Consider the following 15,015-nt stretch of genomic DNA (forward strand, 5'->3'; position numbering starts at 1 on the left):
ATAAAAAATGTGTGATTGCTAAGCAATGTTTAGGCGTTGTTTGTAAGAATTCTATCTTTGCTCTGACTACACCATTTTAAATTGAAATATTATGATCCGAAAACTGCTAGTTTTACCAATCATTGCACTGCTATTTAGTTGCAATATGAATCGTCCAGAATCTCTACAGGAAGGTGTTTGGAGAGCAGAATTACAAGTTACAGAAGCTGAAGTATTGCCATTTAATTTTGAAGTGACTTCTCGTGATGCGCTTAAGATTTTTAATGCTGAGGAAGTGATTATGGTAACTGATATCATCTATTCTAATGATTCGGTTGTGTTTAAAGCACCGGTTTTTGAAGGTTATATCGAGGCTGTTGTCAAGAATGGTAAATTAAATGGAAGTTTTATAAAGGAAAGCCTAGATCGTGTGGTTCCTTTTTCTGCTGAATTTGATACTAAAACACGTTTTGATATTGATAGTAATACACCAGCTGTTAATATGACTGGTAATTGGGAAACAGTGTTTAGCCCAAATTCTGAAGCTGATAGATATATTGCCAAAGGGATTTTTAAACAAGAAGGAACGAAAGTCACTGGAACTTTTAGAACTACTACTGGTGATTATAGATATTTGGAAGGGGTTATGGACGGGAATACCATGAAATTATCAACCTTTGATGGTGCGCATGCTTTTTTGTTTACAGCAGAAGTTATAGATAGTACTATGAGCGGAATGTTTTATTCAGGAAATCACTGGCAAGAACCATTCGTGGCAAAGCGAAATGAGGATTATGAATTGCCTGATGCTAACGAATTGACCTTTTTAAATGAAGGTTATGATGCATTGGAGTTCACGTTTCCTGATGCTGAAGGTTATGAAGTGTCTTTATCGGACGAGCGTTTTAAAGGTAAAGTCGTGATTGTGCAAATTATGGGAACATGGTGCCCTAACTGTTTAGATGAGAGTAAATACTATTCAGAGTTTTATAATAACAATGCTGAAAAAGATATTGAATTTGTGGCTTTGGCTTTTGAATATGCCAAAACTAAAGAGAAAGCATTAAATAGTATCCAGCGATTAAAAGATGGTGTAGGTATCAAATATCCAATTTTGTTAGCGCAATACGGAACCTCAAGCAAGTCAAAGGCTCAAGAAAAACTCCCAATGTTAAATCATGTGTTGTCGTATCCAACCTCAATATTTATTGATAAAAAAGGCAAAGTTCGTAAGATTCATACAGGGTTTAATGGTCCAGCAACAGGAGAGAAGTTTACCGAATTTAAAGCAGAATTTACAGGATTTATCGAGGGGTTGTTGAGTGAAAAGTAGTGATTTTCTAATCGATTACTCCACTCAATTTATACTTTATAGAGCAAACACCTTACTGATAGCTTTTTTTAAACTCCAAAGGTGTAAATCCTGTTTTTAGTTTAAAAACTTTAGAGAAATATGCATAGTCACTATAGCCTAAAATTTCAGAAATTTGAAAAAGGGAGTTGTTTGAATGTACGATTAAGCGCTTAGATTCTAATATAACGCGTTCCATAATAAGATCTGTTGTTGTTTTGTCAAGCGTTGCATTTGTAATTCGATTTAAATGTTTTGATGTAATGTGTAATCTATTGGCGTAAAACTTTGCGGATTTTTCTTCTCTATAATGGGTTTCAACCATTTTTTCTAAAGCACGTAGTGTTTCTATGTAAGTCACTGAGGCTTTGTTTGTATTAGTGTCTGTATCTGTATAATGTCTAGCAAGTTCAATATAAATGGTATTGGTAAGGCTTGATAGTTTTTGCTTTTTGTATGGAAGATTATTGTAGTATTCGTTATTGAGATCTTTAAATCTGGCCACAATTAGTTCGATATTTTTTGATGATAATGTGAGTGAAGGTGTATTTTTATTTGAATAATAAAATGGAAATTGCTCAAGCTTACTCTTAGCAAAATGAAGTTCGTAAAAGTCTTGTGTATGAAAGAAAATATAACCTTCAGGCTTACTGTTAAATGTCCAGTAATGTGTTTGTCCTGGTTTTAGAAAAAATACGCTTCCAGGATTTACATTATAAGTATCAAAGTCTATTTCATGGATTCCAGAGCCTTTTGAGAATATTACGCAAAGATAAAAGTCATGTTTATGTGGTTTATGAAAGAAAGCATTGTTGCGTTCTAAATGAGTTTTTAAATCATTACTATAAAAATCAGACATAGGAACATCTTGTTCAAATTGCTGTATATGTAATACTGGAATAATCTTCATAATGCATTGATATGTCCTAAAAGTACAAAAAATAGCGAATTATCTATGAGTATTTAATGAAGATAAGTGTTTAATTTTGTATAGTAATATTTTAATTAATAGTGATGAGATTAATAACAATAGCAAAAGGAAAATGCCCTAAATGTGAGAAAAGTAATATTTTTAGTACCAGAGGTAATTTGTTGTTATTTCAAATTCCGCAGATTAAAGATACGTGTGAAAATTGCAACTTTAAATTTGAAAGAGAACCAGGTTTTTTCTTTGGAGCCATGTTTGTTAGTTATGGTATCGCAATAGTACAATTTGTGGTAGTTTTTATACTGTCCTTTGTTGTAATTGGTTTGTCGCCTTTGTATTCTTTTTTCGCTGTTGTATTAGCCGCAATGTTGTTTAGTACACTTAATTTTAGATTATCAAGAATTATCTGGATTCATTTATTTACAAGTCCAAAGCAGTAAGCCTGCGGTTCTAGTTTTTTTAAAAACCATTAATCCAATGTTTCGCGATTCATAATATTAAGACTCGGTAAAACACTTACATAGTGAAGTTTACCAGTGTTATCAAGAATAACATTGTATGGATAATGCGGACTGTTAATATATAAGTGGTATTACAATTCGTCAATTATTTTTTCAATCAATGTAGTTGTAGTTTCGTAAGAGAGGCCTTCTCCCTTAGCATAATCTATAGCTTCCTTAGCTTTTTTTAATGCAGTAGTGTAATTCCCTGTTTTATATAATAAAGCTGCATGCGTATCAGTGTTATAATAATTTGCTTCTAAGTCTGTAGAGCGTTCAATAATTTTGATTGCTTTTAATAGAGATTTTATATCCTCGTGATCTTCATAAGCATGCCAAGCGAGAGAATTTAAGTTAGAGGAGCTATCCCAGATGTCTTCAAGAACAGAATCGCTAAATTCATTTGTTAACCCATGCATATCATCTGTATCGTAATATGTCGAATTCGATGAGCTAATCGTTGTTGCATCAGAATTATTCATGTGTTTTCTAATGAGAGCTTCCATTTCTTCTTTACTCATTGCGCCTTCTATTTGTTCTAAATTTGAACTATTTTTAATGAATAAATAGGTCGGCATTGCGGTGATTCCTAAGGCATCATCAATTTTGTTTTTATCGACATCAATCTTGTAAAAATCAACAGTATCACTGTACTCGGATTCTAGTTCTTTTATAATTGGATCCATACGTTTACATGGGCCACACCAAGTTGCATAAAAGTCTAAGACAATTAAACGATCATTTTCAACTAAAAGTTTCGATTCTGCATTGGTGTCATCTAGTTCGGTTTGAGAAAAAGCTGAAATGCCAGTCATGCAAATAAATAATAATGTTAGAGTGTTTTTCATGGTTTGAAAGATATATTCAAATATTGATGTTAAATAATTTTTTTTCAATACCCAATAACTGGTATTTTCTTAAATAGAGAGAAAATTCTCGATTAATTGTGCGGTTTACTCTTTAAATTGTAGATTTTCTTGTGAATTTATTCTTCCATTCGATTAAAATTAAAAGTGACAGGTCATTATTTAAAGCAAGTGTTTTAGTGAAACGTAATTTTTCTAGTTTCTTTTTCCCATAATTCTGAAATATAATAGTGTTCTTGAATTTTAGAATCTACCTTCTGAAAGGTCGGATTGTTAATCCACATGGGTTACATGACCAATCTGACTTGATGTAGCAGAAGGTTTTGATTCATTATTTTAATAACCCGTTAATTTTTCGTTTTAAGCGATTCATGATGTTTAGGCTTAAGACTCCACTTACATAATGTAGTTTGCCGGTTTTATCAAGAATAACATTATATGGATAATACGGAATTCTCAAATCCCTAGCTAAAACCGATCCTCTTGGAATGATTGTAAAATCAAACTCATGCGTTTCTAAAAAGGTTTCTAAAGATTTGTTGCTATCCAGAGCAACAGCTAAAAACACAACGTCCTTGCCTTTAAATTTTTGTTTCAAGTCATTTAAATCTGGAATTTCTGCGACACAAGGTTTGCAATGTATAAACCAAAAGTTCATTAGGACGACTTTCCCTTTTAAGCTTTCTAATGTATGAATGTTTCCATTGAGATCTTCTAATTTGAGGGCGCTTAATGTTGTGCCTTTCAATTCTTTTCTGGCAGCTCTTTCAACTTTGTCTTTTTCTTTAAGTCGTTTTACTAAGGCCTTTTCTTCTTCTTTTGTAAAGGTTTTTTTTGGTTTGCTTTGGCCAATAGATAGGTTAAGTGTAAATACTAATATAAGTATTGAGATTGTAGCTTTCATAGGTTATCCATGTATGGATTCTGATTTCCCGTAGCTTTTAATAAGTTCGCCTTCAAACTCAACAAGTGCCGCCCATCGTTTATCAACGTCAATATCTTTACCATATTTTCTAGCAAAGCTGATAAATGTTGTATAGTGTCCAGCTTCGCTCACCATTAAGTCGTAATAAAATTTAGAGAGTTCTTCGTCTTTAATACGTTGAGATAAGAGTTTGAAACGTTCACAACTTCTAGCTTCAATCATTGCTGAGAATAATAAACGGTCTACCATGCTTTGGAGGCGATTTCCGCCTTTATTCATAAACTTATAAAGCTCATTTACATAATGGTCTTTTCGTTCTCTGCCTAGGGTGTAGCCTCGTTTTTTGATAATCTCATGTACCATTTGAAAGTGCTCTAATTCTTCTTTGGCTAATTCTAATAAATCAGTTACCATATCCTCATATTGCGGATTATGAGTAATAATAGTGATGGCGTTAGTTGCCGCTTTTTGCTCACACCATGCGTGATCGGTTAAAATCTCTTCAATATTTTCTTCCGCAATTGTTGCCCAACGCGGATCGGTTTCAAGTTTGAGATGAAGCATGCTCATGGTTTATGTTTTTGATAAAGATACTTATAAAAGCCTTTTTAATTGTTTGAATATGTGTTGAGCACTTCTTACTGCACCTTCCATCTTTCCTGAAGCATAAGGACTTGTTTCTGTGCCAGCAATAAAAAAGCGGTTATCTAAATAACTATTTTGATATAGTGGATGACCATTATTTTGTTGTGGCATTATGAATTCATTGTAACTTGTAGTTGTATAGGCTTCGTCTTTCCATATTAATTCTTCATAGGACAAGAAATCTAAGACTTGATTACCATAATAACTTTGCAGCTGATTTAATGCCATTTCTTGCCTTTCATCTTTTGTGTATTCATAAAATGAATTATCCATGAACCCAGCTAAAGCATGTAAAGTGCCACCTGAACTAGAATGATCATAGAACTCTTGTAGCGGACTAGCGTTACTGTAAATAGTTCCGCTTGTTTTATCGCCTTTCCAGAATGGGGATTTAAATGTGAAACCAACTTTAATTGAATCATGCATCCATGTATGCGTGTTTTGCATTATTTCTATTAATTCTGATGGTAAAGCAGGTTCGATTGCAATAGTTTTTAATAAAAGAAAAGGTGGTAAGGTCGAAATGACTCGTTTACATTCAAATTCATAGTTATTAGATATTACCGAAATGTAACCCTCTTGCTTTTGAATCTTTTTAATAGCACAATTAGTAATAATTTGATGGTTGTCTAATGTCTTGGCTAAAGTTTGAATAACAGTTTCTGTTCCATTTGCGATACGATAACTTGCCGAACTATTAGGGGGTAATCTCACTATTTGCGCTGGATTCGCTTTGTTAGGTTCGTAAATAGCAGTAGGTCCATAATGTTGTTCGAAAACATCTAATTCTAATGATTTTAGAAGACTAAAAAACTCCGAATGCTCTTTTGTAAACCAAGTTGCTCCAAGGTCGATTGGTGCTTGGTTTTTATTCTGTTTGGTGTGAATGCGTCCACCAATGCGACTTCGTGCTTCAGTAATTGTAACTGAAACCTTAAGTTGTCTTAAATAATAAGCAAGTGTTAATCCTGTTAATCCAGCACCTACAATTAAAATATCTGTTTTTCTGTGTAGCATGAATAGGCTATCGAGCAATTTTTAACGAAGATAGCTATATAAATTCTATAGTATATATGTTAATTAACAAGGTTCTAACACAGTGAGATTTGTATTGTTTATATCTTAAACATGAATTTAAACTAATACAATCAAAATCATGAAAATCAAAACAATTACTAAACTGCTTTTGTGTGCAGTGCTATTATTTAGCGCAGACACATTTGCTCAATTAAACGCACCTCAGGGTAGCCAGCAAGCTACTGTTTCGCAAAAAATAGGTATATCCGATGTTTCAATTACATATTCAAGACCAAGTGTGAACGATCGCGAAATTTGGGGAAAACTAGTCCCTTATGGTATGAATAACTTAGGTTTTGGAACTTCCACTGCTGCGCCTTGGAGAGCTGGAGCCAATGAAAATACTACCATTACATTCTCTCATGATGCTAAAGTTGAAGGGCAGCCAATTGAAGCGGGAACTTATGGATTGCATTTTGAAGTCAAACCAGATAACACAGCGACTTTAATTTTATCTAAAGATGCAGATTCTTGGGGAAGTTTTTTCTACGACCAAAGTCAAGATGCCATGCGTGCAGATATAACGACTACAACTGTTACTCATCATGAATTATTGACTTTTGTGTTTAATGATGTTCAAGCTAATTCTGCGACAACGACATTAGCTTGGGGAGAAAAAGCGTTTCCTATTACTATTTCTTTTGATGTAACAGCTATTGTTTTGGCTGATTTTAGAGCCAAATCCAAAGGACAAGCAGGTTTTCAAAGACAAAACTGGGAGCAAGCAGCTAATTTTGCACTTAACAATGGAGGTGATTTAAACGAGGCCTTAGGCTGGATAGATAGTGCCATAGCAGGGAAGTTTTTTAGCCAAAAAACATTTAATAATTTACAAATTAAGGCTCAGGTCCTGAATAAACTTGGTAGGGATGATGATGCCTCAGAGGCCATGGATGAAGCATTGTCGATGGCTACTATTTTTCAAGTGCATCAATATGGTAGAACCCTGATTACCAATGGAAAAATGGATAAAGCATTTGAAGTGTTTTCCTTGAATGTAGAAAAGAATAAGGGTCAGTGGCCAGTACATTATGGTATGGCAAGAGCCTATTCGGCAAAAGGAGATTATAAAGCAGCTCTTAAGCATCTTAATAAAGCATTGGTCAATGCGCCAAACGAAGCAAGTAAATCGAGGGTGCAGGCCAATATCGATAAGGTTAAAAAAGGAGAAGACATAAATTAATTCAAAAAAACCAAATGTTTAGGATAGCTCAAGTGAGGTCTATAAAACTATAGGTACATTGTGATATTTCATCAATCAACTAAATCGATCAAAAACATTTAAAAGATGTTTTAAGCTCAACTTTTTTTAAAAGAAGTTGAGTTTTTTTTATGAAATATAATTCCAGATATTCTTGTATTTACTAAGTTCACGATAGGTTTTTAGAATTGCTTTATGTTCAGATGAACTTAACGAAGGATCGCTATTTAATACACGTTTCGCATGAAATCGAGCGTTCTGTAAAATGTCCTTATCCTTAATGATATCGGCTATTTTTAAATTTAGAACACCACTTTGCTGTGTTCCCATAATATCTCCTGGTCCACGAAGCCTTAAGTCGACTTCTGCAATTTCGAATCCATCACTAGTACGTGTCATGGTTTCTAATCGTGTTTTGCTATCCTGACTTAGTTTGTATCCAGTCATTAAAATACAATAGCTTTGTTCTGCACCACGGCCCACGCGACCTCTAAGTTGATGTAATTGTGCTAAACCAAAGCGTTCGGCACTCTCAATAATCATAACAGAGGCATTGGGAACGTTTACGCCAACCTCAATAACTGTAGTCGCAACCATAATTTGTGTTTGCCCCTTGACAAAACGTTGCATTTCAAAATCTTTATCTGCAGGTTTCATTTTGCCATGAACAATAGAAATTTGATAATTTGGTTGTGGAAATTCTCTCACGATACTTTCATAGCCATCCATTAAATCTTTATAGTCAAAAGCCGAACTTTCCTGAATTAAGGGATATACGATATAAATTTGTCTGCCTTTCTCAATTTCATCACGCATAAATCGCATCACTTTTAGACGATTTTTGTCGAATCTGTGAACCGTTTTTATGGCTTGTCTTCCAGGAGGTAATTCGTCAATAATTGAGATGTCCAAATCACCATAAACAGACATGGCTAAAGTTCTCGGAATTGGCGTTGCCGTCATCACCAAAATATGTGGAGGAGAGGTGTTCTTTTTCCATAATTTTGAACGTTGTGCAACTCCAAATCGATGCTGTTCGTCAATAATTGCAAGTCCTAAATTCTTAAATTTTACCTTATCTTCGAGCAAGGCATGCGTTCCAATTAAGATTTGTAATTCACCATTTTCGAGTGATTCGTGAATTTTTCGCCTTTCTGAAGTGTTGGTTGAACCAGTAAGAAGTTTAACGCTGATATTCAATTCTTTAGATAGGTCATGTAATCCTTGGTAGTGTTGGACTGACAAAATTTCAGTCGGCGCCATTAAGCAAGCTTGGAAACCGTTGTCAAGCGCCATTAACATTGACATGAATGCAACTATGGTTTTTCCCGAGCCTACATCACCTTGCAATAATCGATTCATCTGTGCATTGCTCCCTAAATCTTGTCTAATCTCTTTGATAACTCGTTTTTGAGCGTTGGTTAAATTGAAAGGCAAATGTGCTTTGTAGAAGGTGTTAAAATAATCGCCAACCGACTCAAATGGAAAGCCCTTTATTTTAGATTTATGTATCAGGTTTTTTAAAATTAACTGCAGCTGAATGTAGAATAATTCTTCAAATTTTAATCTGAATTCTGCACGTGATAATAGCTCTTGATTTTTCGGAAAATGAATATTAAAAAGGGCATCGCTTTTTGATAATAATTTGAGTTCAGAAATTTGGTTTTCAGAAAGCGTTTCAGAAAAGCGTCCGTTAGTTTCTAAAAATAAACTTTGCATAATTTTGGTCAATACGCGATTGGTAATTCCTTTATTAGCTAATTTTTCAGTTGATGGATAAACGGCTTGCATCGATGATCGCAAACTTTTTTCGTGCTCACTTTGTAGCTCTAATTCTGGATGCGGCATATTAAAGACACCGTTGAACCAGTTGATTTTTCCGAAGATTACATAAGGTGTATTGAGTTTAATGCTATCGCGAATCCATTTTTGGCCGCGAAACCAAACCAATTCAATAGTCCCTGTATCGTCTTGAAGCTTGCCTACCAAACGTTTGCCGCGTTTTTGAGCGATTTCTTTAAAACCTGTAATTTGACCAACAATTTGAACCTCTGAGCTGTTACGTTGTAATTCGTTGACTTTGTGGTATTTGGTGCGATCTAAATACCGATTTGGAAATAGGTTAATCAAATCCTGATAGGTGTGTATCCCAAGTTCGCTTCGAAGTAAATCGGCACGATTAGGTCCTACGCCTTTAAGGTAATCTATAGGGGTTTGTAAATTAACGCTCATCTAGTCAAAATTATCACTTTTTTCTAACGTATTATTATCAATTATGCTTTTTTGGAATTATTATAATCTATACATTGTAGAAAAATATTTTAAGTCTTATGAAATTAGCTAATTTGAAGAAGAGTATTACTGCTTTAAGTGCTTTGCTTGTTGTGTTGTTTGTCGTTAATTGTAGCAGTGAAGATGATTCTGGCGGGAATTCTAGTTCACCGACCATATTAGTCACGGGATCTATTGGTGCTTTTGGTGAAGTCAGTGTTTTAAGTAGTTCGCCTTCACAAAGCATTCAGGTTAAAGGAGATAATCTGAGTTCAAATTTATCTATTTCGGCTACAGCTAACTTTGAGGTTTCTATAGATAATGCGAGTTTTTCTAGTCAGCTGACAATTAGTAATGATATTGCTAATGCTGGAAATCAAACAGTCTATGTGCGGTTTTCGCCTTTTGTTAGTGCTTCAGGAGCTATTTCGGGAGAGATTTCTATGCAAAGTAATTCGGCAACTACAAAAACAGTCAGCTTGAGCGGTATAGCATTGAGTTCAACTCCAATGATTAATGTAAATGTGTCCAATTTTAATTTTGAAGATACTGCTGTTTCTCAGCAATCGGCTTCATCTACGCTTTTTGTAAATGGAAATAATTTAACTGCAGCAATTGATTTAAGCGTTACAGAAGGTTTTGAGATCTCTTTAGATGGCACTGCGTTTTCGACTGTACTTGAATTACCTTCGGAAACGGCTAATGATCAAACTACAATATTCTTAAGATTTGCACCAACTACCATTGGTAATGTATCCGGAACGTTGAGTTTGGTTAGTTTTGATACCGAAACTGTTGAAGTAACGTTGTCTGGTGAAAGTACGCCTGTGATTTCTAACTATGTAACTTTTAATCAAGAACGCTTGGCGTTTGGATCTGGGTTTAATCAAACGGCTACACAAACCTTTAATTTACATGATGATTTAACGAATATTGAAGCCATTAAAATGTATGTAAAACTAACCTGTCCATCTGGTGGTTGTGACGAATGGGATGTATATGCTAATGTGAAAGTAAAAGATGATGCTTCTGGAGAATTGTATGAGTTAGGTCGTTATATTACACCGTATTGGAATGATAATAGTCAGTTGGAACGTGGTTTTGAGTTTGATGTGACCGATTTTAAATCATTACTCACTGGATCAACCGAATTAAGAATTAGAACAGAATGTTGGAATGACAGAGGTTATGAAGTGACAGTTGATTTTGATTATATTGAAGGAACACCAGATTATCCATATTATGCGATATCAAGAGTTATTGCTTACGATAATTGGTCTACTTCTGGGGTGCCTTATGGTGTTAGTCACGCTTTTGATTTGGATAAAACAATAGCCATTCCTTCAAATGCTGAAAGCACGCACTTAAGAACTATAATCTCAGGCTGGGGACAAGCATCACCTTCTGATGGAGATGGAAGACCTTGTGCTGAATGGTGTTATAGAGCTCATGACGTGAAAATTAATGGCGCTAATATGTTTCAACACGATTTGACGCCTCTTGGTTGTGCTTCTAATCCTGTAAGTAATCAAGCGCCTGGAAATTGGCAGCCAGATAGAGCAGGTTGGTGTCCAGGTATGGTTGTTCCAGTTAGAACTGACGATTTTGCTACTTCTATGGCTGGTAATTCATTTGGATTTGAATATCAGTATGAAGGCGGTTGGACGAATGATAATCAAAATGGAAATGCCTTTTACGCAACATCTACCTTTGTGGTTGTGAAAAGTAATACGCCGATTGAAAAGCCTGTAGTGACAGAATAATTGGTCTCATCTTTGCTATAATCTATCTATGAAATTAGTTGTTCAATTTGTTTTTCTTTTGTTTTTCTTCGGAAACGCTAACGCTCAGCAAACTGAGTATGTTGATTTTAAAACAGCTAAGGTTAACTTATTTAGTGTTCTGTCGGATTTGGATGAATTTGGAGGTGAAGTTAGTTTTACTTTCAGAATACTTAAAGATGTGGATTCGATTTATCTTGATGCTAAAAACTTTCAGCAGAGAGCTATCTCATTAAACGGTAAAGCAAAATTGCATGATTATGATGGAAAGCACATCATTGTTAAGGAAAAATTCAAGTCTAATTCTACTCATACTTTAGATATTAGTTGGGTTACGCATCGCCCTAAAAAGGCTATTTATGCATTTGGTGATCAAATATGGACACAAGGTCAAGGAAAGGATATCAGTAATTGGTTACCAAGTATAGACGATGTAAATGATAAAATTGAATTCGATTTATCCGTTACTTATGATAATGATTATGAGGTTATAGCTAACGGCAAACTTGTAAGTAAAGAGGTTGGTGAGAAATTTACAAAATGGCATTATGATATGCAAAAACCTATGTCGAGTTATCTCGTTGCACTAGCCATTGGTAAATACAGTAAAACAATAGAAACCTCTAAAAGTGGTATTCCTTTAGAATATTACTATTATCCAGAAGATTCATTAAAAGTAGAGCCGACGTATCGCTATACGAAACATATGTTCGATTTTCTAGAAGATGAAATCGGATTTCCGTATCCATGGCAAAATTACAAACAGGTTCCTGTAAAAGATTTTTTGTACTCAGGAATGGAGAATACAAGTCTCACGATATTTTCTGATGGTTTTGTAGTGGATTCTACAGGGTTTAATGATAAAAATTATATCACGGTCAATGCGCACGAATTGGCGCATCAGTGGTTTGGAGATTTAGTAACCGCAAAATCTAGTAACCATCATTGGCTTCAAGAAGGTTTCGCAACGTATTATGCTTTGCTTGCTGAACGTGATATATTTGGTGATGATCATTACTATTGGCAACTGTTTGAAAATGCACAAGAATTAATTGCTCAAGAGTCTGCAGGGCAAAGCACATCGTTATTAAATCCGAAATCAAGCAGTGCAACTTTTTACAAAAAAGGGGCTTGGGCTTTACATGTTTTGAGAGAACAAGTAGGAGACAGCGCTTTTAATTCGGCTGTAAAAACCTATTTAGAAAAACATCAATTCGCTAATGTTGAGACTACTAATTTTATGTCTGAAGTTGAAACCGCTAGTGGTATAGACTTAACTTCTTTTGTTAACGAATGGCTCATAGAAAAGAAGCTTCCGGAAGACGCGATGGTGAATAGTTTAGAGCAATCGCCCTTCATGCAAGAGTACTTTATGGTCGATTGCGAAGTGTATACATCCAAATGCAAAGACTATTTGTCATCTTATATTTCCGATAAGGCAAAAGTAAAGGTGATTAGTCAGATTCCAAATAAAATTGATGCTAGTGCATTTCAGAATAGTATGGAAGTCCGACAAGCTATTGCGCGATATGTCGGTGAGATTCCTTCGGAATTAAAATCACAATACGAGTCGCTTTTAGATGATAAATCCTATATTACTGTTGAGGCAGCATTATATAATTTATGGGCTAATTTTCCGCAAGAACGCATCAAATACTTGCAGAAAACCAAGGATATTATTGGTTTTAACGATTGTAATGTGAAATTACTTTGGTTAGCATTACATTTAAATACAGTTGAATTTCAGCCTGAAAAGAAGCAAGAGGTTTTAAAGGAAATCATTAGTTATAGTTTGCCAAATCAACATTTCGAATTGCGTATGAATGCATTTAATTATCTGAAATTACTTGGCGGATTTGAAACTCAATCCATTGAAAGTCTTTTGGATGCGACTAAACATCACAACTGGCGATTTTCAAAATACGCAAAAAATCTATTACTAGAATTAGAGCAAGAGGATTCGTATAAAGCTATAATTAATACGTTAAAAGAAAAATAAACATGAGAGCACTGGTGATATCTGGAGGCGGTAGTAAAGGTGCTTTTGCAGGAGGCGTTGCGCAGTATTTGATGGAAGTTCAAGGTCGTGAGTATGATATGTTTTTAGGGACTTCTACCGGAAGCTTATTGGTAAATCATTTGGCATTAGGAGATATTGGTAAACTATATAATGTGTTTACTAACGTGCAGCAACATGATATTTTTAGTGTAAGCCCGTTTGTGCAGCGTAAAAAAGGCGATCGTGAATTCGTGTCAATTGATTTTGTGAATTCCATCTGGCAATTCATTAGGCGTAAGCGCACCTTTGGAGAAAGTAAAGCATTGAAGCGCCATATAAAACGTAATTTCACAAAAGAAGAATACGATAAAATTAAGGCGATAAAGGAGGATGTTGTAGTTACTGTCTCTAATCTTTCGATGAATCGTGTAGAATATAAATCCATCAATGATCATACGTATGAAGAGTTTTGTAACTGGATTTGGATTTCGTGCAATTATATTCCGTTTATGTCACTGGCAACCGTAAATGGTTATGAGTATGCAGATGGAGGTTTGGGGTGTGTGATTCCTATTCGAGAAGCTATTTTGCGAGGTGCTACAGAGGTAGATGCTATTGTTTTAGAAGCTGAACAAATGGAGCGCACGAAAATTTTAGGAAAAAATCCATTTTCTTTAATGATGAACTTATTTGGTCATTTATTAGATCAGGTAGAGAAAAACGATATTGTCATTGGAAAGCTTGCGGCTAAAAATAAAGGGGTAAAATTAAATTTATATTATACGCCAGTTAGTTTAACTGAAAACTCTTTAATTTTCAGTAAGCGATTAATGACGAAATGGTGGGCGCAAGGTTTTGACTATGCTAAAAAGAAGCATGATGAAGATGCTAGCTCAGAATAATTTACCAAATATTTGATACTTCTTCTTTGATGAATGATAGGGCTGCGTCGCTAGGAGATCTCTTGTCTATCATGTCTGTTAAAATGACTTCGCGAAGCTTATCAGCAGAATCTACTTTATCAGATAAATTCGCTTTTCTAATCATTTGTATTGTGGCATTTTTAGCAGTAGAAGTTATGCTCCAACACTGGTCTGTAACATAGATTTGTTGTGCTAAATTATGATCGAATTCTTGTTCAATATTTGCTATAAGTAAAGATTCATAATCCTTTTTGCTTGAGGAGGTTGGATGCACTCTAACTAGTAGCTTGGATGGTTTTGTTCTTTCTAAAAAAAGAGATATGCGTTCGTAGGCCTGAAGACGAATAGGTAGACTGTCTTTTTGTAAATCTTTTTGGATTAAATAGTCACGACGTTTGTTTTCATTTTCTACATGTTCTCTAAAAAACAAAAAGGCAATTGCTCCAGTAATTAGGGCTGGAATTATAAACATTAATAGATTAATTAACTGTTGTTCCATAGTTGGGTTTATTTCTTTTGAACTGTAAACTTAATAGTTTTAATATCGGTTCTTACTTAAAATTATTGTA

The 15,015-nt window shown here is 34.6% G+C and carries 13 protein-coding genes; 6 read left to right on the forward strand and 7 right to left on the reverse strand.

Going from position 1 to position 15,015, the window contains the following annotated elements; all coding sequences use genetic code 11:
- Positions 1-91 precede the first annotated feature (91 nt).
- Positions 92-1,312 carry a peroxiredoxin family protein gene (locus tag V7719_RS12830; protein WP_335730319.1) on the forward strand — a complete coding sequence of 407 codons (1,221 nt, stop codon included), beginning with the start codon at positions 92-94 and terminating at the stop codon, positions 1,310-1,312.
- 52 nt (positions 1,313-1,364) lie between these two features.
- On the opposite strand, the gene V7719_RS12835 is transcribed toward V7719_RS12830, so the two are convergent.
- Positions 1,365-2,240 carry an AraC family transcriptional regulator gene (locus V7719_RS12835; RefSeq protein ID WP_335730320.1) on the reverse strand — a complete coding sequence of 292 codons (876 nt, stop codon included), beginning with the start codon at positions 2,238-2,240 and terminating at the stop codon, positions 1,365-1,367.
- A gap of 104 nt (positions 2,241-2,344) precedes the next feature.
- Here V7719_RS12835 and V7719_RS12840 point away from each other — a divergent pair, with 104 nt between their 5' ends.
- Entirely contained in the window at positions 2,345-2,698 is a 354-nt protein-coding gene (locus V7719_RS12840; protein WP_335730321.1) for a DUF983 domain-containing protein, read from the forward strand.
- Between the two features lie 152 nt (positions 2,699-2,850).
- On the opposite strand, the gene V7719_RS12845 is transcribed toward V7719_RS12840, so the two are convergent.
- From V7719_RS12845 to V7719_RS12860, 4 genes are all read right to left on the reverse strand, one after another.
- On the reverse strand, positions 2,851-3,606 hold the full coding sequence (locus V7719_RS12845; protein WP_335730322.1) for a thioredoxin family protein: 756 nt from the start codon (positions 3,604-3,606) through the stop codon (positions 2,851-2,853).
- A 349-nt stretch (positions 3,607-3,955) separates the two neighbouring features.
- The gene (locus V7719_RS12850; protein ID WP_335730323.1) at positions 3,956-4,528 is read right to left on the reverse strand and encodes a peroxiredoxin family protein; all 573 of its coding nucleotides are present in this window, start codon (positions 4,526-4,528) and stop codon (positions 3,956-3,958) included.
- Between the two features lie 3 nt (positions 4,529-4,531).
- Entirely contained in the window at positions 4,532-5,113 is a 582-nt protein-coding gene (locus V7719_RS12855; RefSeq protein ID WP_335730324.1) for a tRNA-(ms[2]io[6]A)-hydroxylase, read from the reverse strand.
- Positions 5,114-5,143: 30 nt separating this feature from the next.
- Complete coding sequence (locus tag V7719_RS12860; RefSeq protein WP_335730325.1) at positions 5,144-6,211, reverse strand: flavin monoamine oxidase family protein; 1,068 nt, start codon at positions 6,209-6,211, stop codon at positions 5,144-5,146.
- 139 nt (positions 6,212-6,350) lie between these two features.
- On the opposite strand from V7719_RS12860, the gene V7719_RS12865 reads away from it, so the two are divergent.
- Complete coding sequence (locus V7719_RS12865) at positions 6,351-7,454, forward strand: DUF2911 domain-containing protein (protein WP_335730326.1); 1,104 nt, start codon at positions 6,351-6,353, stop codon at positions 7,452-7,454.
- A 147-nt stretch (positions 7,455-7,601) separates the two neighbouring features.
- Here V7719_RS12865 and recG read toward each other — a convergent pair whose 3' ends face one another.
- Positions 7,602-9,704, reverse strand: coding sequence for an ATP-dependent DNA helicase RecG (gene recG, locus V7719_RS12870; protein WP_335730327.1), 2,103 nt, complete (start codon positions 9,702-9,704; stop codon positions 7,602-7,604).
- Positions 9,705-9,802: 98 nt separating this feature from the next.
- On the opposite strand from recG, the gene V7719_RS12875 reads away from it, so the two are divergent.
- From V7719_RS12875 to V7719_RS12885, 3 genes are read left to right on the forward strand one after another with little or no spacing between them, the layout of a single operon-like run.
- On the forward strand, positions 9,803-11,506 hold the full coding sequence (locus V7719_RS12875; RefSeq protein ID WP_335730328.1) for a peptide-N-glycosidase F-related protein: 1,704 nt from the start codon (positions 9,803-9,805) through the stop codon (positions 11,504-11,506).
- 28 nt (positions 11,507-11,534) lie between these two features.
- Entirely contained in the window at positions 11,535-13,523 is a 1,989-nt protein-coding gene (locus V7719_RS12880) for a M1 family metallopeptidase (protein ID WP_335730329.1), read from the forward strand.
- Positions 13,524-13,525: 2 nt separating this feature from the next.
- Positions 13,526-14,425 carry a patatin-like phospholipase family protein gene (locus V7719_RS12885; protein ID WP_335730330.1) on the forward strand — a complete coding sequence of 300 codons (900 nt, stop codon included), beginning with the start codon at positions 13,526-13,528 and terminating at the stop codon, positions 14,423-14,425.
- Between the two features lies 1 nt (position 14,426).
- Here the strand turns inward: V7719_RS12885 and V7719_RS12890 are convergent, their stop codons facing one another.
- A complete protein-coding gene (locus V7719_RS12890) occupies positions 14,427-14,945 on the reverse strand; it encodes a DUF7935 family protein (RefSeq protein ID WP_335730331.1) in 519 nt (172 codons plus the stop codon).
- Positions 14,946-15,015: the final 70 nt, after the last annotated feature.

This window comes from Psychroserpens sp., assembly GCF_036960315.1.
Lineage (GTDB): Bacteria > Bacteroidota > Bacteroidia > Flavobacteriales > Flavobacteriaceae > Psychroserpens.

What these genes read in the sequence shown, in the direction of transcription:
- V7719_RS12830 (WP_335730319.1), top strand. Translation starts at nt 92, where the DNA reads ATGATCCGAAAACTGCTAGTTTTACCAATCATTGCACTGCTATTTAGT.
- V7719_RS12835 (WP_335730320.1), bottom strand. Translation starts at nt 2,240, where the DNA reads ATGAAGATTATTCCAGTATTACATATACAGCAATTTGAACAAGATGTT.
- V7719_RS12840 (WP_335730321.1), top strand. Translation starts at nt 2,345, where the DNA reads ATGAGATTAATAACAATAGCAAAAGGAAAATGCCCTAAATGTGAGAAA.
- V7719_RS12845 (WP_335730322.1), bottom strand. Translation starts at nt 3,606, where the DNA reads ATGAAAAACACTCTAACATTATTATTTATTTGCATGACTGGCATTTCA.
- V7719_RS12850 (WP_335730323.1), bottom strand. Translation starts at nt 4,528, where the DNA reads ATGAAAGCTACAATCTCAATACTTATATTAGTATTTACACTTAACCTA.
- V7719_RS12855 (WP_335730324.1), bottom strand. Translation starts at nt 5,113, where the DNA reads ATGCTTCATCTCAAACTTGAAACCGATCCGCGTTGGGCAACAATTGCG.
- V7719_RS12860 (WP_335730325.1), bottom strand. Translation starts at nt 6,211, where the DNA reads ATGCTACACAGAAAAACAGATATTTTAATTGTAGGTGCTGGATTAACA.
- V7719_RS12865 (WP_335730326.1), top strand. Translation starts at nt 6,351, where the DNA reads ATGAAAATCAAAACAATTACTAAACTGCTTTTGTGTGCAGTGCTATTA.
- recG (WP_335730327.1), bottom strand. Translation starts at nt 9,704, where the DNA reads ATGAGCGTTAATTTACAAACCCCTATAGATTACCTTAAAGGCGTAGGA.
- V7719_RS12875 (WP_335730328.1), top strand. Translation starts at nt 9,803, where the DNA reads ATGAAATTAGCTAATTTGAAGAAGAGTATTACTGCTTTAAGTGCTTTG.
- V7719_RS12880 (WP_335730329.1), top strand. Translation starts at nt 11,535, where the DNA reads ATGAAATTAGTTGTTCAATTTGTTTTTCTTTTGTTTTTCTTCGGAAAC.
- V7719_RS12885 (WP_335730330.1), top strand. Translation starts at nt 13,526, where the DNA reads ATGAGAGCACTGGTGATATCTGGAGGCGGTAGTAAAGGTGCTTTTGCA.
- V7719_RS12890 (WP_335730331.1), bottom strand. Translation starts at nt 14,945, where the DNA reads ATGGAACAACAGTTAATTAATCTATTAATGTTTATAATTCCAGCCCTA.